Annotated in this window: 21 protein-coding genes; 10 read left to right on the top strand and 11 right to left on the bottom strand. The window is 65.7% G+C overall.

The annotated features are described in order from the left end of the window. The first annotated feature begins 3 nt into the window (after positions 1-3). The 4 genes from IEW24_RS14900 to IEW24_RS14885 are packed head-to-tail and all read left to right on the top strand — an operon-like array spanning position 4 to position 3,839. A complete protein-coding gene (locus IEW24_RS14900) occupies positions 4-987 on the top strand; it encodes an ABC transporter permease (protein WP_188579992.1) in 984 nt (327 codons plus the stop codon). Beyond that, positions 984-1,865, top strand: coding sequence for an ABC transporter permease (locus tag IEW24_RS14895; RefSeq protein ID WP_188579991.1), 882 nt, complete (start codon positions 984-986; stop codon positions 1,863-1,865). The genes IEW24_RS14900 and IEW24_RS14895 overlap by 4 nt, the downstream gene beginning before the upstream one ends. After that, positions 1,862-2,878, top strand: coding sequence for an ABC transporter ATP-binding protein (locus IEW24_RS14890; protein ID WP_188579988.1), 1,017 nt, complete (start codon positions 1,862-1,864; stop codon positions 2,876-2,878). Before IEW24_RS14895 ends, IEW24_RS14890 begins: the two co-directional genes overlap by 4 nt. Then, the gene (locus IEW24_RS14885; protein ID WP_188579986.1) at positions 2,838-3,839 is read left to right on the top strand and encodes an ABC transporter ATP-binding protein; all 1,002 of its coding nucleotides are present in this window, start codon (positions 2,838-2,840) and stop codon (positions 3,837-3,839) included. Before IEW24_RS14890 ends, IEW24_RS14885 begins: the two co-directional genes overlap by 41 nt. Before the next feature lie 36 nt (positions 3,840-3,875). On the opposite strand, the gene IEW24_RS14880 is transcribed toward IEW24_RS14885, so the two are convergent. Further along, on the bottom strand, positions 3,876-4,649 hold the full coding sequence (locus tag IEW24_RS14880) for an IclR family transcriptional regulator (RefSeq protein WP_188579984.1): 774 nt from the start codon (positions 4,647-4,649) through the stop codon (positions 3,876-3,878). Between the two features lie 183 nt (positions 4,650-4,832). Here IEW24_RS14880 and IEW24_RS14875 point away from each other — a divergent pair, with 183 nt between their 5' ends. From IEW24_RS14875 to IEW24_RS14865, 3 genes are read left to right on the top strand one after another with little or no spacing between them, the layout of a single operon-like run. Further along, positions 4,833-5,804: an ABC transporter substrate-binding protein gene (locus tag IEW24_RS14875; protein WP_188579982.1), complete on the top strand. Its 972-nt coding sequence runs from the start codon at positions 4,833-4,835 to the stop codon at positions 5,802-5,804. A gap of 14 nt (positions 5,805-5,818) precedes the next feature. Continuing rightward, entirely contained in the window at positions 5,819-7,246 is a 1,428-nt protein-coding gene (locus IEW24_RS14870) for an MmgE/PrpD family protein (RefSeq protein WP_188579980.1), read from the top strand. Positions 7,247-7,288: 42 nt separating this feature from the next. Continuing rightward, positions 7,289-8,386: an NAD/NADP-dependent octopine/nopaline dehydrogenase family protein gene (locus tag IEW24_RS14865; RefSeq protein ID WP_280514980.1), complete on the top strand. Its 1,098-nt coding sequence runs from the start codon at positions 7,289-7,291 to the stop codon at positions 8,384-8,386. A gap of 55 nt (positions 8,387-8,441) precedes the next feature. Here IEW24_RS14865 and IEW24_RS14860 read toward each other — a convergent pair whose 3' ends face one another. From IEW24_RS14860 to IEW24_RS14815, 10 genes are all read right to left on the bottom strand, one after another. Then, entirely contained in the window at positions 8,442-9,134 is a 693-nt protein-coding gene (locus tag IEW24_RS14860; protein WP_188579967.1) for an MOSC domain-containing protein, read from the bottom strand. Next, complete coding sequence (locus IEW24_RS14855; RefSeq protein ID WP_188579965.1) at positions 9,131-9,841, bottom strand: glutamine amidotransferase; 711 nt, start codon at positions 9,839-9,841, stop codon at positions 9,131-9,133. The genes IEW24_RS14860 and IEW24_RS14855 overlap by 4 nt, the downstream gene beginning before the upstream one ends. Before the next feature lie 10 nt (positions 9,842-9,851). Continuing rightward, on the bottom strand, positions 9,852-10,379 hold the full coding sequence (locus IEW24_RS14850; RefSeq protein ID WP_188579963.1) for a thioredoxin domain-containing protein: 528 nt from the start codon (positions 10,377-10,379) through the stop codon (positions 9,852-9,854). Between the two features lie 186 nt (positions 10,380-10,565). After that, positions 10,566-11,282, bottom strand: a complete 717-nt coding sequence (locus IEW24_RS14845) for a hypothetical protein (RefSeq protein ID WP_188579961.1) — start codon at positions 11,280-11,282, stop codon at positions 10,566-10,568. 12 nt (positions 11,283-11,294) lie between these two features. Further along, the gene (locus IEW24_RS14840; protein WP_244644424.1) at positions 11,295-11,888 is read right to left on the bottom strand and encodes a MarR family winged helix-turn-helix transcriptional regulator; all 594 of its coding nucleotides are present in this window, start codon (positions 11,886-11,888) and stop codon (positions 11,295-11,297) included. Between the two features lie 140 nt (positions 11,889-12,028). After that, positions 12,029-13,207, bottom strand: coding sequence for a hypothetical protein (locus tag IEW24_RS14835; protein WP_244644423.1), 1,179 nt, complete (start codon positions 13,205-13,207; stop codon positions 12,029-12,031). 45 nt (positions 13,208-13,252) lie between these two features. Further along, positions 13,253-14,707: a catalase gene (locus IEW24_RS14830; RefSeq protein ID WP_188579956.1), complete on the bottom strand. Its 1,455-nt coding sequence runs from the start codon at positions 14,705-14,707 to the stop codon at positions 13,253-13,255. A 123-nt stretch (positions 14,708-14,830) separates the two neighbouring features. Beyond that, complete coding sequence (locus IEW24_RS14825) at positions 14,831-15,661, bottom strand: alpha/beta fold hydrolase (protein ID WP_188579954.1); 831 nt, start codon at positions 15,659-15,661, stop codon at positions 14,831-14,833. Between the two features lie 119 nt (positions 15,662-15,780). Beyond that, entirely contained in the window at positions 15,781-15,951 is a 171-nt protein-coding gene (locus tag IEW24_RS14820; protein WP_188579952.1) for a hypothetical protein, read from the bottom strand. Between the two features lie 106 nt (positions 15,952-16,057). Beyond that, positions 16,058-16,957 (bottom strand): helix-turn-helix domain-containing protein, encoded by a 900-nt coding sequence (locus IEW24_RS14815; protein WP_188579950.1) that lies wholly within the window; start codon positions 16,955-16,957, stop codon positions 16,058-16,060. A gap of 297 nt (positions 16,958-17,254) precedes the next feature. On the opposite strand from IEW24_RS14815, the gene IEW24_RS14810 reads away from it, so the two are divergent. The 3 genes from IEW24_RS14810 to IEW24_RS14800 are packed head-to-tail and all read left to right on the top strand — an operon-like array spanning position 17,255 to position 19,549. Beyond that, positions 17,255-18,535: a sensor histidine kinase gene (locus IEW24_RS14810; protein WP_188579948.1), complete on the top strand. Its 1,281-nt coding sequence runs from the start codon at positions 17,255-17,257 to the stop codon at positions 18,533-18,535. A gap of 4 nt (positions 18,536-18,539) precedes the next feature. Continuing rightward, the gene (locus tag IEW24_RS14805; protein ID WP_210324223.1) at positions 18,540-18,902 is read left to right on the top strand and encodes a response regulator; all 363 of its coding nucleotides are present in this window, start codon (positions 18,540-18,542) and stop codon (positions 18,900-18,902) included. A 26-nt stretch (positions 18,903-18,928) separates the two neighbouring features. Next, positions 18,929-19,549, top strand: coding sequence for a response regulator transcription factor (locus tag IEW24_RS14800; protein ID WP_188579944.1), 621 nt, complete (start codon positions 18,929-18,931; stop codon positions 19,547-19,549). Positions 19,550-19,682 lie beyond the last annotated feature (133 nt).

Here is a 19,682-nt window from a genome sequence, read left to right as displayed (position 1 = left end):
GCCATGGCCGCGCTTGCCCATTTGCGCCGGGGTTTTGTCCAGATCGCCTTCGTGGTGCTGGGCATCGCCATCATCAATTTCTTCCTGCTCCGCCTTGCTCCCGGCGACGCGGCGCAGGTGATGGCCGGCGAGGCGGGCTCGGCGACGCCCGAATACATGGCGGCCCTGCGCCGCCAGTTCGGGCTCGACCAGCCGCTCCACGTGCAGTTCTTCTCGTATCTGAAAAACGTGCTGACGCTGAACCTCGGCTATTCCTTCCGGCAGGGGCTGCCCGTCTCCGAGCTGATCGCCCACCGCGTCGGGCCGACGCTGCTGCTCATGGGCGCCAGTATCGGCTTCGCCATCACGGTCGGCGGCACGCTCGGCTTCCTCGCCGCGCGCCACGCCGGCAAGGCGGCGGATACCATCATCTCCATCCTCGCTTTGCTGTTCTACGCCACCCCCGTCTTCTGGGTCGGCGTCATGCTGGTGGTGGTGTTTTCAGTGGCGCTCGACTGGCTGCCGGTGGGCGGCATGATCACCATCGAGGCCGGTCATACCGGGCTCGCCTATGCGTGGGACGTGGCCCAGCATCTGGTGCTGCCCACCCTCACCCTCGGGCTGTTCTATCTGGCCATCTACACCCGGCTCATGCGCGCCTCCATGCTGGAGGTCTACGGGCAGGATTTCGTGCGCACGGCCCGCGCCAAGGGCGTACGGGCTCACCGCATCGCCGTCCGCCATGTACTGCGCAACGCGCTGCTGCCCATCGTCACCACGCTGGGCGTGCAGCTCGGCTCCGTGCTCGGCGGCGCCATCCTGGTGGAGACGGTGTTCTCCTGGCCCGGCCTCGGCCGCCTCGCCTTCGAGGCGCTGTTCCAGCGCGATCTCAACCTGCTGCTCGGCATCCTGTTCTGCTCATCCATCGTCGTGGTGCTGATCAACCTCGCGGTGGATGTCATCTACACGCTGCTCGATCCCCGCATCTCGCTGGGAGGCACCCCATGAGCCTCATCACGCTTGCCGCCCCAACCCCGCATGCGGCGCCGCGCTCCGGCTTCCTCTGGCGGCTGCTGCGCCGGCCGTCGGGCGTCGTCGGCCTGCTGTTGCTTGCCGCCATCATCGCGGTCGCGGCCAGCGCCCCCCTGCTCTATCCTGACGACCCGCTGGACATGGTGGCCCAGCCCTTCCTCTGGCCGGGCCAGGATGCCGCTTATCCGCTGGGCACGGACATGATGGGCCGCGACATCGCCTCGGGCATCTTCCACGGCGCCCGCGTTTCGCTGCTCATCGGCGCGGTCGCGGCCAGTGTCTCGCTGCTCATCGGCACCGCCACCGGGGCGCTGGCGGGGTATTACGGCGGGCGCACCGATGCCGCTCTGATGCGGGTGACGGAACTGTTCCAGACCATCCCGCCCTTCCTGTTCGCGCTGGCCATCGTCGCCATCCTGCAGCCTTCCATCCCCACCATCACGCTGGCCATCGGCATCACCGCCTGGCCGAGCCTGGCGCGCCTCGTGCGGGCGGAGGTGCTGAAGCTGCGCAACGGCGAGCTGGTGCAGGCCTCCATCGCGCTGGGCGCGGGAGACCTGCGCATCATCGTGCTGCACATCCTGCCCAACACGCTCGCCCCGATCATCGTCTCCGCCTCCATCCTGGTGGCGAGCGCGATCCTCACCGAGTCCAGCCTCGCCTTCCTTGGCCTCGGCGATCCCAATGTGGTGAGCTGGGGCGGCATGGTAGGTGCGGGCCGCGAGGTGCTGCGCACCGACTGGTACATCGCCACGCTGCCGGGGCTCGCCATCGTTGTCGCCGTGCTCGCCCTCAACCTGCTGGGCGACGGGCTGAACGATGCCCTCGATCCCAAGGGGGAGCGCCGCGCATGAGCGAGCCCGTTCTCCAGGTCCGCCGCCTCAATGTGGGCTTTGCTTCCCGCGGCCGGGTAACGCCAGCCGTGCGTGACCTCTCCTTCAGCGTGAAGGCGGGCGAGACGCTGGCCATCGTGGGTGAGAGCGGCTCGGGCAAGTCGCTCACCGCCTTCGCGCTGCTCGGCCTCGTGCCGCCGCCCGGCGTGGTGTCCGGCGAGGCCATCGCGCTGGAGGGCCGCAACCTCATCGGCCTGCCGGAAAAGCGACTGCGCGAGGTGCGCGGCGCACGCATCGCCATGATCTTTCAGGAGCCCATGACGGCACTCAATCCGGTGCTCACAATCGGCGAGCAGATCATGGAGGTCATCCTCGAGCATGAGCGCGTCTCGCCACGCGCCGCAAAGGCACGGGCGCTGGAGTTGCTGGCGCAGGTGCGCATCCCCGATGCCGAGCGGCGCTTCCATGATTATCCGCACCGCCTCTCCGGCGGCATGCGCCAGCGCGTGGTCATCGCCATGGCGCTGGCCTGCGCGCCCGCCGTGCTGGTGGCCGACGAGCCCACGACCGCCCTCGACGTAACCATTCAGGCCCAGATCCTCGACCTGATCGACACGCTGAAGCGCGAGCACGGCACGGCCGTGGTGCTCATCACCCATGATCTCGGCGTCGTGGCCGAGCATGCGGACCGGGTGCTGGTGCTCTATGCCGGCCGCAAGGTGGAGGAGCGCGCGGCGCGCGATCTGTTCGCTGCGCCGCTGCATCCCTACACGCGCGGCCTCATCGCCGCCCGCCCCCGGCTCGGCGGCCGGGGCGCCGTGCGTGCCCGCCTCACCGAAATTCCCGGCACGGTGCCGGGCCTTGCCGCCATGCCCGACGGCTGTGCCTTCGCGCCACGCTGTCCGGTGGCGGAAGCCGCCTGCACGCTCGCTTTGCCCCCTCTCGTTCCCGCCGGAACAGGCTCGGTCGCCTGCCTGCGCGTGGGAGACATCCATGCTGCAGAACCAGAACGCCTTTCAGTCGTCCACGCGTGAGCCCGTGCTCGCCGTGGAAGACCTCGTGGTGCGGTTCGCCACCGCGCGCGGCGCCGTGCATGCGGTGGATGGTGTCTCGCTTGCGCTGGCGGCAGGCGAGACGCTCGGCCTCGTGGGCGAGAGCGGCTGCGGCAAGTCCACCCTCGGCCGCGCCATCCTGCGGCTGATCGAGCCCAGCCAGGGCCACATCCGCCTCGATGGCACGGACGTGACCCACCACAGCCGCAGCGCGCTGCGCGCCACCCGCCGCAAGGTGCAGATGGTGTTTCAGGATCCGTTCGCCTCGCTGGATCCGCGCTGGACCGTGGGTGAGCTGATCGCCGAGCCCCTGCACATCCACGGCATCGGCACACGAGCGGCGCGCAAGGCGAAGGTGGCGGACATTCTCGCCAAGGTCGGCCTGCCGCCGGAGGCGGCGCGGCGCTATCCGCACCAGTTCTCCGGCGGCCAGCGCCAACGCATCGGCATCGCCCGCGCCCTCGTGCTCGATCCGGAGGTGGTGGTGCTGGACGAGCCGGTGTCGGCGCTGGACGTGTCGGTGCAGGCGCAGATCCTGAACCTGCTGGTGGATTTGCAGGAGACGCTCGGCGTCGCCTTCCTGTTCATCAGCCACGATCTGTCCGTTGTCGAATATGTCAGCGATCGGGTCGCGGTGATGTATCTCGGCCGTATGGTCGAAATCGCGGACCGCGAGACGCTGTTCGCCGCGCCCGCCCATCCCTACACCCGCGCTTTGCTCGACGCCGTGCCGCAAATCGGTGGGGATGGCGCGCCGCGCCGCCCCCCGCTGGCGGGCGACCTGCCGAGCCCCTATGCGCCGCCGCCCGGCTGCCGCTTCCATACCCGCTGTCCGACGGCGCAGGCCCGGTGCGGCAGCGACATTCCCGTGCTGCGTACTCTCACGGGCGGCCATCAGGTGGCCTGCCACTTTCCCCTGGCCACGGTTCCGGAAACAGCCTGAGCACCGCTTCGGAGCCCAGCGCCCTATGCGGAGAACTCAGGGTCGGGCAGCGTGAGCGTCCTGGCCTTCCAGAAGCAATGAGATGTCCTTCGCTTCACGCTGAACCGCATCGGCGAAACGCCGCATCTTGTTCTGATCCCGATGCAGGCTCGCAGCGGCCAGTACGATGCTGAGGCTGGCAACCACCTGATCGCCGCGCAGAATGGGAGCGGCAATGCCCACGCGCCCCGCTCCCACCTCCGCTTCGGTCATGGCATAGCCGGCCCTGCGGATTGCACGCAGCTGCGCCTTCATATTATCCCATGACTCGACGCCCGCCGCCCGCAACGTCTCCTCGTGGCGCTGGTAGAGCGCGCGCATGGCACGGTCCGGCAGGAAGGCCAGGATCACCTTCGCAGGCGCCCCCAGAAACAGCGACATGGCGGCGCCGCGCTCATAGCTGGGAGGCAAATGCGGAGCGTCCCCTTCCAGTATGTGCACGCTCATCATGCGATCCCTGAAGCGCCGGAACACAATGACGGCGGCTTCCTGATCGGCCTCCTCCAGCAGACGCCTCATGCCCGGTGACGCGATGTGGATCAGCGGATCACTCTGGCGGATCACGCGGTCGAAGCTGATAAAGGCGGGCCCCAGAACATAACTGGCGCCCGATATGGGATCGAGGAAGCCGCTCTGCACCAGTTCACGCACATTGCGATACGCCGTGCGCACCGAAATGCCGAGCTCCTGCGCAATCTCCTCCACCGTCCAGTTCGGCGTCTCCACATCGAACAGATGGAGGATCGAGAGAATATCGCCTTGTCTGCTCATGGCGGAATCCGGAAACGGGGCAGTTCAAAAATGGCTGTTCCGGCCTGCATACGAAACGTGCGCCTCTTTTGCAAAAGGACATAATTGACGCATTTTGGCAAAAATGTTTGATTTCCCCTAACGGGACGAACACACTCGTCCTCGCCATCCAACGAGGTGGCATCCAGATCCGCGGGGAAAATCATGAACGCATTCAAGCGCATAGCCGCAGCCGCGCTGGCGTCGGCGCTGGTTCTCACAGCACCCGCTGCGCAGGCTCAGCCTCTGACGGAGGTGCGGGTAGCCATGCTGGCGCCCAGTTCGCTGCTCTGGCTGCACGCCATTGCAAAGGACCAGGGCTTCTACAAGGAGCGTGGCATCGAGGTGAAGGAACTGGTTGCGGCAGCCAGCCCGTCGCTGCTCCAGTCCGTGTCGTCGGGCAGCGTGGAGGCGGGTGTGGCCGTAGCGGACCTCGCCATTCGCGCCATTGATCAGGGCGCGCCAATCGTCATTTCCGGCGCGGTGCTCGGCAAGTCGATCCTTCGCCTCGTGGGCGGCAAGGAGATCACCAGCGTCAAGCAATTGTCGGGCAAGCCGGTCACAGCCGGTGGCGTGAAGGGCGGAACGGCCAACCTGCTGCGCTATCTAGTCCAGCGCGGCGGGGGCGACGGGCAGTCGGTGCAGATGGTCTCAATGGCCAACTCGAAGGATCGCGTCATCGCGCTCGACAACGGCCAGGTGTTCGGTGCCCTGCTGGTGGCGCCCTTCGATACGCTGGCGCAGCGCGACGGCCTGAAGGTGCTCGGCGATTACACCGAGCCCTATCTCCAGACCCCGCTGATCCTGAACAAGCCATGGGCCGAGAAGAACCCCAAGGCCGCTATCGCCCTCACGCAGGCAACCCGCAAGGCCGCCGACTGGATCTATGATCCGGCCAACAAGGACAAGGCCATCGACATCCTCGCGGCCTACACCAAGACCGATCGCAGCATCTGCGCGGACTCCTACGCTTTCATCGTCGAGCAGCAGAAGGCCATTGGCGTGGGGCTCGAAGTCTCGGCCGACAGCCTGAAGAACCTGATCGTCATCGCCAAGGCGGTGGGCGCAGAGCCCGACTCCACCGCCGAATTCGACCTCGCGCGCTATTATGACGGGAGCTTCCTCGCTGCGAAGTGAGGATGCAGATCATCATGACCTCACTTGCCGATTCCACACCCTCGCCCTTCATCGCGGAAAGGCTCGGCACGTGGGTGTCCGCCCTGCATTTTGCCGACGTTCCCGAACACGCACGAAGCGCCGCCCGCCATGCGATGATCGACGTCATGGGCGTCGCTTTCGCCGGCTCACAATTCCCCTTCGCCCGGATAACGCGGGCGCAGGGGCTGGCCGAAAGTCGCGCAGGGGCATCGACCATCATCGCCGGCGCGGGAGCGGCTTTGACCGCGCCAGCGGCAGCACGGCTGAACGCGACCTCGGCGCACGTCCTGGACTTCGATGCCAACTTCAATGTGGGGATGGTGTTTGCGCCGGCGGTGCTGTTTCCCGCACTGCTGGCCGTCGGTGAGGAGGTCGGGGCCACCGGCGCCGATCTCCTCACCGCCTTCGTGGCGGGCACGCAGACCGTCTGCACGCTGGCCGAATGTCTGTCGGAGCAGCCCTATCGCAAGGATCGGGACAGCCTGTTCTACAAGGGCTGGTTCAACAGCGCGGTGCTCGGCCCCATAGGCGCGGCGGCGGCGGTGTCGCGGCTGCTGGGGCTGGATGCCGGCCGCACCGCCCATGCCATCGCCATCGCCACGGTGCAGGCCGGCGGGCTGCGCATCGCGGTAGGGTCGGACATGAAGCCTTATCTGTGCGCACGGGCCAGCGAGATCGGCCTGCGCGCCGCTCTTCTGGCGCGCGACGGTGGAGAGGCCCCATTGAATGCGTTCGAAGGCCATCGCGGCTTCATTCAGGTGATCAATGGCGGCGCCTGGACGGCAGAGGCGTTCGAGCATCTGGGCGCTTTCCAGGAGCCGGGAACGTCCTACAAGCTCTATCCCGCCTGTTCGTCCGTGCAGGCCGCAGCCGAGGCACTGGAATTCCTGCTGGATCATCACAAGATCGATGCTGGCGAGGTGGCGACGGTGCGATGTGATGTGACCCGGCACATCGCCAGCAACCTCGCCTTTCCGCGTCCCGCAAATGTAACGCAGGCGCAGTTCTCCATGCCTTTCGCTCTGGGCTGCCTTCTCGCGCGCGGCCGCTTCACGGCGGATCTGCTGACGCAGGACAATCTTGAGGATCCCACCGTCCAGGCGGCGATGGGCCGGGTGGAAATGCATCCCGCCGAGTTGTTCGAGGACGAGGAGGCGGCGCGCAACGGCACCGAGGCCACGCGAGTGACCGTGACCACCCACGGTGGGCGCACCGCATCCCATCTTCAGGCTGCTGCCACAGGCAAGCCAATCAATCCCATGCCGGAAGCGTTGCTGGAGCGGAAGTTCCTGCGCAACGTCGCGCCATTCCTTTCTCCCGATGCTGCGGAAACCCTGTTGCAGCGCCTGCGCACCATCGAAGACCTCGATGATGTCCGCCATCTGTTCGCGGCCTCGCCCGTGGTGCGAGACGTAGCCTGATCCGGTGATCTCTCGATCATCACTCATTCATAGGGAAGTCGAATGACCCTGCGGTCTCTCAAGGTGGCGGTTCTCGGTGCGGGGAGCATGGGGCTTGCGACGTCGGCCCTGCTTGCCTCGCGGGGACACGCGCCGATCATGTGGTCGCCCTCCGGTGGCAGTACGCACGGGCTGGCGCCTCGCACAGTCATTCGTGCATCGGGTGCGCTTGCGGGCGAGTGGGAGATCGGCATCGCCGCCTCTCTCGCCGAGGCCCTTGGCGAAGCCGATGCGGTGGTGCTCGCCGTGGATGGGGGCGGCCATCGCCCCGTGATGGAGGCGGCAGCACCTTTGCTGCGGCCCGGTGTTCCCTTCATCATCGGCGCAGCCCATTCCATGGGGGCGGTCGCGCTTTCCGCGCTGCTCGCGGCACGCGACATCAGCTTGCCGATCATCTCCTGGAACACCACTGTGGCGACCGCCCACAAGACCGATGCGACCTCGGTCGACATCCGCACCGTGCGCCCGCGCATCGAGGCCGCCGTGATGCCGGCGCGGGATCGCGCCGCGGCCCTCGACCTCTGTCATGAGTTGACCGGCGCACTCATCGAGCCGCGCGGCGATGCACTGGCGATCGCGCTGCTGTCGAACTCCAATCCGGTGTTTCACGTGCCGGTGTGCCTGCTCAACATCTCGCGCATCGAGCACCGGGAGTCCTGGGCACCCTATGGACAGACGACAGAGGCGGTCGGCCGGCTCATGGAGGCGCTGGATGCGGAGCGTATCGCCGTGGCGCAGGCCTATGGTTCGACGATCCATTCGCTGAACGAGCATTTCCATCGCTCCTTCCGTACGCCGCTCGGCCCCATGGCGCAGATGAACGCGACGCTGTTCGCATCGGGCCGCGGGCCGAAGGGGCCGCGCAGCGTCGACCACCGCTACATCAGCCAGGATCTTTCCTATGGACTGGTGTTCGCGGCTGAAGTCGCCCGTCTGGCGGGCGTGGCGACGCCGGTCCATGACGCGACCATCACGCTCGCGGGCGCCTCCATCGGTCGGGATTATAAGGCCGAGAACACGCTGCTGGAGGCGCTCAAGCTCGAAGGCCTGTCCGTTCCCGCGATCTTGCAGCGCGCCACAAATGGATTCTTCGAAACCTAGGCGTCTGGCCCCGGGATGAGGTGACGCTGTTTGATCGGTCAAACGAAGCCCCTTGCTACGGTAAGGGGCCGTCCAGGCGAAGCGCCCAGTCTTCGATGGACCGGGTTTCAATCCGGCGCAAAGCGAGCGTCCGCCAGCGCTCCGCAAGCCGCGAATGGTCCGCAATCAGTCTGAGTTCGTCATATCCCAGCGGATCGACGTAGAACGCGCGCCAGATGCGCGCGACCGTCCACTCCGGTGCGTGGCGCTCCACCCTCCTCAGGCTGGCGCCGGGATCCACCACGCCTTCCTTCAGAACGCGATAATACCAACCCGTTCTGCCGCTGCTCTGCACCTGCCGCCCCATCGCCGGCACGGAGAAACGCTCGTTCAGACGCCAGCAGGGCTGACGGCCCTGGCTGATCTCGATGACGGCGCTGCCAAGCTCGAACACATCGCCTATGGCCACGGCCTCCTCGGTCAGGCCGAACGTGGACAGATTTTCCCCGAAGGCGCCCGGCCTCGTCAGGAGATGATGATCGCCGATCTCCCTCGCCCATGCGGCGTAATGATCGAAGGGATAATGATGAACGGCCTTCTCGGGGCCGCCATGGTGGCGATGGTCGCCCTGCCCGTCGCCCGCAAAGCCGGTGGCGGTCAGGGACACGGGAGCCGAGACCGGGATCTTGGCGATGCCGCTCGGGACCCCACGGGGACCGAGCGGCCGAACCGCTCCTGTCAGCAGGCCGAGAAGCGGACATGAGGTCATGTGGCCGGAGCCAAATTGGCAAGCCAGTCGCGCATCATCAGATGGGCGGCTTTGCCGAGGCGTTCGCCAAGCCGGCCGGCATCTTCCCGCAGCAGGCGGATATCCACCTGCGCCGCGGCCAGTTCGTGCGCATGGCCCACCAGCCAGCGTTCGAACGCGGGGCCGCAATCCGCTTCCGGATGGAACTGGAGGCCGAGAATACTGGCCCCGATCCGGAAAGCCTGCTGCCGGATGATCGCGGTAGCCGCGAGAAGCTCCGCTTCCGCCGGCAGGTCGTAGGTGTCGCCGTGCCAGTGCAGGACGGGAATATCCCGCAAATGGCGCAGTGGGCTGTTCTCGCCCGCATCAGTGAGAATGAGCGGCGAAAAGCCGATTTCCTTCAGGCCCGAAGGGCAGACCGAGGCGCCAAGTGACGCCGCGATCAACTGGGCACCGAGACAGATCCCGAGCGTCGGCAGCCCGCGCGCGAGGCGCTGTGCGATGAAGGCCTTTTCGCGGGCGAGGAAAGGATAGCTTTCCTCCTCGTAAACCCCGATGGGACCGCCGAGAACGATGAGCAGATCGTGCTCGGCTGGGTCGCCAGCGAGGAAATCAGGCTGTCCGACATCGCTGTAGCGGATCGCATATCCCGCGTCCCCGATCGGCTGCGACAGCGACCCGAGATCCTCGAAATGAATGTGCCTCAATACCAAAGCAGTCTTCGACATGGGGTGCTCCTCAGATGGAGACGGGAAGAGCGCAGACGCCGGCCGCGCAGTCACTGACCTCGACTGCTTGTCCGGCATCAGGCACAGGAGTCGCCAGTGCCGTGGCGATGCGGGCGCCCAGCGTGAGGTCATCCTCGATCCCGAACGCTTCGTGCAGGATCGTGCCATCGCGGCCGATCAGCACCGACGAGGGCGTGCCACGGAAGCCATAGCGACGCATGGTGACGGGGACGTGGGAGGCCTCGTCTGCCAGATCCACGCCCACGGGCGAGTTCAGGCGATACTCGAACAGGAACGCCTCCAGCGTTGTCGGCGACATGGCGGCGTGATGCTCGAACACCGTGTGCAGGCCGATGATCTGCAGATCACTGCCGGAGAACGTACGCTCGATGCGTTGCACCTGCGGAATGGCGTGGGCCACGCAGCCGGGGCACAGCAATTGAAAGGAATGCAGGAAGATCACCCGCCCCTTCAAGGCTGCGATAGAGAGCGGTTCGGGTGTGTTGAACCATTGGCTGACGCTGAGTTCCGGCGCCATGCGGCGTGGCTTCGACAATCCGCCACGGGCGCCCGGCTCCCCGGCTGTCCGGGTTGCGTCCGCCCTGTTCATGAGGTTTATCCTGTCCATGTTCTTCCTCTCTGTTTGCCTGGAGAGTGGGAATGGCCGGTTCGTCCGATGGCAGTCGGCGAACCGGCGCTTTTCATTGACGTGTCTCGACTCGCCCTAGTTTGCGGGCGTCACCTTGCCCGGCAGGCTCAGGTTGCCGGAGGCGACCTTGAAGACGTTGTCCACGCACAGCAGCGGCGCATGAAGATTGCCATTGACCTTCAGGCCGGCGGTCACGCCGTCAAACGAGGCGCCCGCAATGCCGCTGATCTGCGCAAGAGGGATGGAGACTTCGACCGTCTCACCCGTGAAGGTGGTCGGGTATTCCGGGCTGTCGATGAGCAGGGGTACGTCAGGCCAGGTGGGCGGCACCTTCGGCTTTGTGCCCTTGGGGATGTCGATCACCTTCAGGCCACCGCCGCAGGCCTTGTCCTGGGCCAGCACCACCCAATGCGGATGCCAGATGTGGCGGTTCTTGCCGCCATGAGCCGCATCGTCGAAATCGGGATGGAAGGTGACGGCGAGGGCCACGATGCCCTGCCCCTTCTCGAACCCGATGTCGCCGCTGTCGAGGCTGGTGGGCCAGACATAGGCATAGACGCTCGATCCCGCGAAGCGGCCCGTCGCGTCGGGCTTATCCTTGCCGGCCTCACCGCGGACGCGGGTGGTGAAGACGGCGTTGCCACCCCTGGTGACAATGGTGGTCTCCACGATGTCGAAGGACGCCTTCGTGGCGTCAGCGGGCTTCGCGGTGATGGGCTGGGCAATGGACGCACCTGTCCATAGGGCCGCGGCGGCCAGAACGGCCACGGCGCCCTTTTGTGCTCCGGTCATGACGTTCCTCTTTTATGCCTGGAGAGTTTGAATGCCCTTGGCGAAGGCATCCCAGGTGGCAGCCCGGGATGCAGGGGCGGCGGCTTCGTGTTCGCGACATTCGATCCGCAGATCCTGCTGGCCGAAGGACGCGTCCACGAAAGTGCAGTGATGCGGCCTGGCCGCATCGGCATGGACGAAGGGCCGGAAATGGCGGCAGCTCGCGCACATGCGCTGGATGGGAATGGCGCCTGTCTCCTGCAGCTGCCGGATCATGGCGATCAGCAGCAGCAGCAGCTTCTCCTGCCCGGCGCGGTCAAGGGCAGCCACCGCCTCATGGGCGTGACCGGGGACCGAACGGGCGGCCTGCAATGCGGTCTCGGCGTCCGCCGTCAGCCGCACATGGACCGCGCGGCGGTCTGCGAGGTCGGTGTGTCGCACCACCAGTCCCTTCCGCTCCAGCGCCGCGACGGAATCCGTTGTCGTCGGCTGCGAGACGCCGAGCTGGAAAGCGATGTCCTTGATCCCCAGCCCGGAAGGACGCCCCTGAAGATGCACGAGGATCGCGTACTGGGTCGGGTTGAGCTGCACGGCCTTGGCCCGCGACCAGTCATCGGCGCGCAACACCGCCGCAATCCGCGACAGCCCTTCTTCAAGGCGATCCGACAGGGGGGTGGCAAGGTCTGGCGTTTCCATGAGCGAGATATATAGGAGTCCTATTTATCCGCAAGAGACCGGCACCCGCGTTCAAAGCAGGGCTGCCCGCCTCATGGAGCAGAGCCGGATCTGGTCGGAGGCGCGCCGATGCCCGCTCCCGAAGACGGACCATGCGGGTGTTCCGGGCTGTGCGAGTGGGTGGTCCGCTCCGCGGTAGCGGGGCCGACGAACCCCTCCGGACCATAGAAGACGCTATGCAGCCCCCAGTAGCTTCCGATGAAGAGGGTGAGCGCCACGGCCAGACCTGCCGGTATGCCGAGCACGCCGGCCTTGGTCGCCGGCACCACGCGCTCCAGCCGACAGCGGTCGCAGACCACGGCAATGAGGATGGCCATGATCAGCCCGTGGCCGATGAGGTCGATGCGTCCGAAGGGCCACACGGCCGCAGTGAAGATGACGAGCAGCGCGACGGCGGACAGGCGCCGGATCAGCGGCGTCCACAGCAGGCCCAGCCCCATGGTGAACTCGGCGATCCCCGCCATGGGAATGAAGATGTCCCGTGGCATGCCGAAGGTCAGGAAGGGTTTTTCCTCGACCAGCGGGTAGAACCAGGATGGAAAGGCAAATTTTTCCAGGCTCGACCACATGAGGGCGATGGCCAGTCCCCAGCGCAGAGCCTCAAAGCGGTGCGAGCGCCACACCTCGTTCCGGCTTGGCTCAAGGATCAGGTAGGCGGCCACGCCGATGCCGAGAGCCAGATAATCGAACAGATGGAATAGATCGTAATGCTGGAGGGCGAGCAGCCAGAGCAGGATGATGCCAAGGCCGGCCAGCGGCATGGTGGCGCGAAAGAAGATGCAGGCGGCGATCACGAACTGGAGCCAGGACACCCACTCCGCAGGTGTCTTCAGATCCGGCGTCAGATAGACGCCCCCAACCGCAAAGATGGCGATGAAGAAGGCGCCGACGGTCACACGGACATAGTCATCCAGCCGCGCCCACAGGGGCGCGGTGACGCGGTCGAGCGCAGTGTGGACGGCCTCGCCATAGGGCCCGGTCTCCATCAGCCGTGTGAGGATGAAGAACAGGCAGACGAGTACGATGCCAATCCAGAACCAGAGGTCCGTCAGCACCTGCCCCGTGGGCTGCGGCGGGGCACCGACAATATAGGGCGCGAACCATTTCACATGCGCCGATGCGGGCGTGCCGCAGGCTATGACGGCGGCAACGGCAAGGCTGCCGGAGAGCAGACGGGTTGGTAATTTCGAAGATGATCTGTTGTGTTGCACGGCTCCCCCCCGGCTTCGTGCATTGAATGGAATGTTCGGCAATGATCACTTGGCTGCGATCGGAATACTGATCCCCAGCGCATCAGCCACGCCCGCGCCGTAGGCCGGGTCCGCTTTCGCGCAGTTGGCGATGTGACGCATCTGGATATGCAACGCGGCGCCACCGATGGCGCGGGCCGTGTTCTCAAAAAGACGCTGCCGCGCCGTTGGCGACATCAGGCGGAAAAGGTTGCCCGGCTGCTCGAAATGATCGTCTTCCTGCCGATGATCCCAGTGTGCCGCATCGCCGTCCAAAGAAAGTGGGGGCTCCGCAATGCCCGGCTGCACCTCCCACTCGCCCGAGGAGTTGGGAAAGTAATGCAGCGTCGATCCCTGATTGCCGTCAGTTCGCATGCTACCATCCCGATGATAGGCATGAAACGGACATTTCGGGGCGTTGACCGGGATGTGGCTGAAGTTGACGCCCAGCCGATAGCGCTGGGCATCCCCATAGGAAAACAGGCGGGCCTGGAGCATGCGGTCGGGCGAAAATCCAATCCCCGGCACGATGTTGGCCGGGCTGAACGCCGCCTGCTCCACCTCGGCGAAGACATTGTCCGGATTGCGGTTGAGCTCCAGAACGCCCACCTCGTGCAGCGGGAATTCTGCGTGCGGCCAGACCTTCGTCAGATCGAAGGGATTGTGCCGGTGACGGCGCGCCTGTTCCGAGGTCATGATCTGAACGCACAGCGTCCAGCGCGGGTAGCTTCCATTCTCGATCGCAAGGAACAGGTCGCGCTGATGGCTTTCGCGATCAGCACCGATGAGGTCCGCTGCTTCGCCATCCGTCAGGTTCTCGATGCCCTGCCGGGTGCGCAGGTGAAACTTCACCCACACCCGTTCGTTCGCGTCGCTGATGAAGCTGAAGGTATGCGATCCGAAGCCGTGCATGGTCCGATAGGAGCGCGGAATGCCACGCTCGCTCATCACGATAGTGACCTGATGCAGAGCCTCCGGCAGCAGTGTCCAGAAGTCCCAATTGTTGTCGGCGCTGCGCATGCCCGTGCGTGGATCTCGCTTGACGGCATGATTGAGGTCAGGAAAGCGCAACGGGTCGCGGAAGAAGAAGACGGGCGTGTTGTTGCCCACCAGATCCCAATTTCCGTCCTCGGTGTAGAACTTCACCGCGAAGCCGCGAATGTCGCGCTCCGCATCGGCCGCCCCACGCTCTCCCGCGACGGTCGAAAAGCGCACGAAAGCCGGCGTCTGCTTGCCGATCTGACTGAACAGCTTCGCCTTGGTGAAGCGCGTGATATCACCTGTCACGGTGAAGGTGCCATACGCGCCCGACCCCTTGGCGTGCATGCGTCGCTCCGGGATCACCTCGCGGTCGAAATGGGCGAGCTTCTCAATCAGCCAGATATCCTGAAGCAGCGCCGGGCCTCGTGGGCCTGCCGTCTCGATGTTCAGGTTGTCGGCGACGGGAGCGCCGTTCGCGTGGGTGAGGCGCTGGCGTGTCATGGCGAATGCTCCGATGGAAGCCTGCGGAAACAGGGCGGCATCGATCCGAGGCGGCGCATCGGGCCGTCTCGGATCTGCAATGCATCTGGCTGAATGCCACTCGTCTGGCGGCAGGGTGGGAACTCAGCTCTGGATGAAGGCGAGCAGGTCGGCGTTGACCACGTCTGGATGCGTGGTGCACAGCCCGTGGGGCAGCCCCTGATAGGTCTTGAGCGTGCCGTTCTTCAGCAGCTTCACCGAGAGCGGAGCGGAATCCGCATACGGCACGATCTGGTCATCATCGCCGTGCATGACCAGCGTGGGCACATCGATGCGCTTCAGGTCTTCGGTGAAGTCCGTCTCGCTGAAGGCCTTGATGCAGTCGTAATGAGCTTTCGCTCCGCCCATCATGCCCTGCCGCCACCAGTTCTGGATCACGCCCTGATCCACCTTCGCGCCGGGACGGTTGTAACCGTAGAAGGGGCCAGCCGGCACATCGAGGAAGAACTGGGCGCGATTGTCCACCAGCGCCTTGCGGAAACTGTCGAACACCTCCAGCGGCAGGCCGCCGGGATTGGCTTCCGTCTTGACCATGATCGGCGGCACCGCGCCGATGAGGACGGCCTTGGCGACACGGCCGGGTTTCGCCCGCGCCACATAATGCGCGACCTCGCCGCCGCCGGTGGAATGGCCCACATGGATGGCGCCCTTCAGATCGAGCGCGTCGGTCAATGCCGCCACGTCCGCCGCGTAGGTGTCCATTTCATTGCCGGTGTCCGTCTGCGTGGAACGGCCATGGCCGCGACGATCATGGGCGATGACGCGATATCCCTTCAGCAGGAAGAACATCATCTGATTGTCCCAGTCGTCGGCCGAGAGCGGCCAGCCGTGATGGAACACGATCGGGGTGGCGTCCTTCGCCCCCCAATCCTTGTAGAAGATCTCGGTCCCATCGCTGGTTTTGACAAAGGTCATCGTCTCGGCTCCTCCGGGTTGACGCTTGGCGAACAAGGGACTGGCAAGCGAGGCCGCGCCGGCCATGGCGAGCCCACCGACGACGACCACGCGTCGTGAGGGCATAAATGTGAGCGTGCTCATGCGGCACCGACCTGTGTGGTCGGATGATCCACGGAACAGTAGCGCCGGGTCTGCTGTTCGCGGGTCAGGTTCAGGGCATGGCCTGTCATCGCTCTGCGATCCGCATGGATTGCGCGGATGCGCGGGATGACCTGCGTGAAAAGCGAAGCGTCGTCGTTTGCTTTCACCGCGCCCCTCCCTGCCCTTGATGCAGTTGGCGCGGCCAGATTTGCTCGAATGCCTGTGCCGGGTATTTCGCAGGGCTGCGAAAGCGTTTCGCAAGACTGCTGATTGCTACGGCTCGATCAGTGCCCGCCGATAGCTGCCGGGCGAGCACCTCATGACGCGCTTGAAGGCCGTGCTGAAGGCGGCCTGGCTGGAAAAGCCGGTCCGGTGCGCAACCGTGACAAGGGAAATCTCAGGGTCCGCCAGAAGCCGGCGGGACAAGCTCAGCCGCTCCTCGCTCAGGAAGCCGTGGGGCGTTTTTCCGGTCACGCGCTTGAACATGCGCGCAAAATGGAAGGGGCTGAGGCAAGCGACGGCAGCCGCTTCCGAGACCGAGACATCGCGTTCGAGATTGTCGCGGATGAAGGCCATCGCGCGTGCGATGCGTTCCGGACAGGCCGCCTCGCGGGCCGCCTCCGCCGTCTCGGGACGATCATGACCGTAGGCGTGTACGAGGCGCGCGGTCAGCGCCAGAGAGGCCGTCTCGACCATCATCCGGCCTGCGGACGTCTCCTGGAGCAGTTCAGCCCGGATGGACTGGCCCACCTGCCAGATCAGCGGATCACGGAGGTCGGACAGATACCGGATGGCATCCCCGCGGACACGCGGATCTCCATAATCCTCCGCGAGCGCCTCGAAGCGGCTGGCGGGCAGGTAGATGTGCAGGATCTCATCAAGCGGGGCATTGATGCTGATGTCATCCTCCCCCACGCCGATAGGACAGAGCCATATGGCGCCTTCATGCACGGCTGAGCGCTGCCGGACGCCAGCGCCCTTGCGGCTGACACAGCCACCGGGGCAGGTCCGCGTGGCGAGCGTGATCTCCATATGGGCCGGCGTGATGGCGGGAATCTCGCCCGTAGGATGGGAGCGCAGCTCCGCCGCTACGCCGCGCCACTCACGGGAGAGGGATGACGCGATAATCCCCGCGTGGGGAAATTTATGGGTGCCGTGCGTGTGCAGATCCATCCCATGACACTGCCGCCGCATGATGCAAGGCGCCATTATACAGGTGTATCGAAGACGGATATCCGGCGCACTGCTACAGACTTGCGGGGGACGGAGCATATGCGACAGGTCTTTTCGAGGTGGCCGAGCGGTGCGTCGGCAGCGGCCGGACGGGCCGACGGGGCCGACAGCCTCCCCGCATGGATGATGGCGGCGAAGCCGTCCCGTTGGCCCGCGGTCATAAGCGATTGGGTTTCCGCACTCGTTCCGGTTGTGCTTCCGGCACTCCTCGCTGCCATTGCGGCCCGGGAGATGGCCTTGGGGGGCAGCATTTGGACACTCATCGGCGCGGCCGCCATGGCTTCGGCCGTTCTGGCGGTGATGTCCTTGCTCAGACGAAGCCAGGAGCTCCGGCGAGGCCGGCAGCAGGTGCGCGCAATCTTCGAGCGTGCGGGCATTTCCATGTGGCGGGAAGACTGGACCGCCGCCGGAAAAGCCGTGATGGCCCTGCGCAAGGCCGGCGTGACCGATCTGGAAAGCCATTACGCAAACAGGCCCGAGGACCTGCGCGCGCTCAAGGCGCGCGTGATCGTCCGCGACGTGAACGACTTCACCGTGGAGGAGACCGGCGCGCCAGGGAAGGAGGCCTATCTGGGGCCTCTGGATCGTCTTCTGCCCGAGACCGATCAGACCTTCGTCCAGTGGCTGGTGGCGTTCGGGCGGGGCGACCGCTTCTTTCGGTCCGAGGCGCATGTGAAGACCGCCGACGGCATTGAGATCGATACGCTGTTCACCGCCATGCTGCCGAGCGATCTCGACGGCTTCTCCGATATCGTGGTCACTTCCGTGGACATCACCGGCTACAAGCGGGCGCAGGCGCGCCTCTCCGCAGCCGAGACCGATGCCGCCAAGTCCTCACGGATCACCACGGCCAATGCCCTGAGCGCCTCCATTGCGCATGAAGTCAATTCGCCGCTCGCCGCCATTCTCGCCAATGGGCAGGCCGCCCAACGCCTGATCCGGCGCGGGACGCCGGACATCGAAGAGGTGAGCGCCGCCCTGGACGATGTGGTGTCCCAGGCATCGCGCGCGCGGGACGTAGTGGCGCGCATCACATCCTGTTTCAGCAACGCACCGGGCGCGTTCGCGGCGGTGGATCTCGTCACTGTCGCGCGCAGCGCCAACCTGATCGTCGAGGCCGAACTGCGCGGCCTTGGCGCCGTCGTCCATCTCGCCGCGCCCGACGATCTGCCTTCGGCCTGGGCCGATGTGGTCCAGGTGCAGCAGGTGTTCGTGAACCTTCTTCTCAATGCGGCCCAGGCCATGGCGCAGGGCAGCGACAGGCGGGACATAACGGTGTCCATGCGGGCGGAACAGTCCTGGCTGGTGGTGGTGGTCAGCGACAGCGGTCCGGGAGTCCGTCTCGACAAACGCGGACAGATCTTCGCCCCGTTCCATTCCAACCGGCCGGGCGGCATGGGGATGGGGCTCGCCATATGCCGGAACTGCATCGATGCCCACGGCGGCGACATCTGGGTGGACGACGCCACCGAAGGCGGAGCGGCCTTCCATTTCACCCTGCCCCGGCCCAACGGCTGAACCTATGGCGGAACAGCGCCGCATCGCCATCGTCGATGACGACCCCTTCATTCGGGCCGCGCTCGGGCGCCTGATCCGCTCCAGCGGCTATGAGGTGCTCCTCTTCGAAAGCGCCGAAGCGCTGCTGGCATATGGCGACAGGCAGAGCCTGTTCTGCGTGCTGGCAGACATCCAGATGCCGGACATGGGCGGCATAGAACTGATCCGGATGGTGAGCGCGAGTAGTCCCGCCCTGCCTATAGTCGCAATGACCGCCTATCCCGGAGATGCTATACGGGAGCGGGCGCTGGAGGCGGGCGCGGCTGACTATCTGACCAAGCCATTCGATGCCTCCGCCCTTGAACGCTGTCTGGCAAGGCTCGGCTAGCGGCCGGGTGTCGGGTATATCGAGGCATGGAACCGACCGTTCACATCGTCGACGACGATCCCGCGCTCCGCACGGCGCTCGCGAGGCTCTGCAGATCAGCTGGGCTGGCAGCCGTGGAGCATGCGGATGCGGACGACCTTGCTCCTCGTTTGTCGAACCAGCGCCCGGCCTGCGTGGTGCTCGATGTCCGGCTCGCGGATCATAATGGACTGACCGTGCAGGAGGCGCTGCGCAGCGCCGGAAGTTCGGTGCCCGTCATCTTCCTGACCGGCTATGGCACCATTCCCATGACGGTGCGGGCCATGCGCGGCGGCGCCATTGAGTTCCTGACCAAGCCGGTGGAGGACAGCGTCCTGCTGGAAGCCATCGGTCGCGCCATCGCGGCGGATGAGGCCGCATTGCGGGCGGAGGGCCTGCGCGACGAGGTCGCGGCCCGCTTTGCCACGTTGAGCGAACGCGAGCGGGATGTGATGGCCTGTGCCATCGGTGGCCTGATGAACAAACAGATCGCGGGTGAGCTGGGCCTGTCCGAGATCACCACCAAGGTCCACAAGCGCCATGTGATGGAGAAGATGGGCGCAAGGTCCCTGCCCGATCTGGTGCTGATGGCGCAGCACCTTGGGTTTTCAGCCTCTCGGCGCAGATAGCCAATCCTGCCATGGTACCGGGGCTTCTTGCACGCCCGGCGTCACCGAAGCCGCACTCCCCCTCAGGTCTCGAAGAACCCGCAGGTGGTGGAGGCCTATGTGGGCACGGGGCATGGTCATGGCTGAACCTCTG

It is taken from the genome of Azorhizobium oxalatiphilum (assembly GCF_014635325.1).
GTDB classification, from domain to species: Bacteria; Pseudomonadota; Alphaproteobacteria; order Rhizobiales; family Xanthobacteraceae; genus Azorhizobium; species Azorhizobium oxalatiphilum.
The sequence above is the reverse complement of the archived record's forward strand: the minus strand, read 5'-3'. Positions and strand labels throughout refer to the sequence as shown.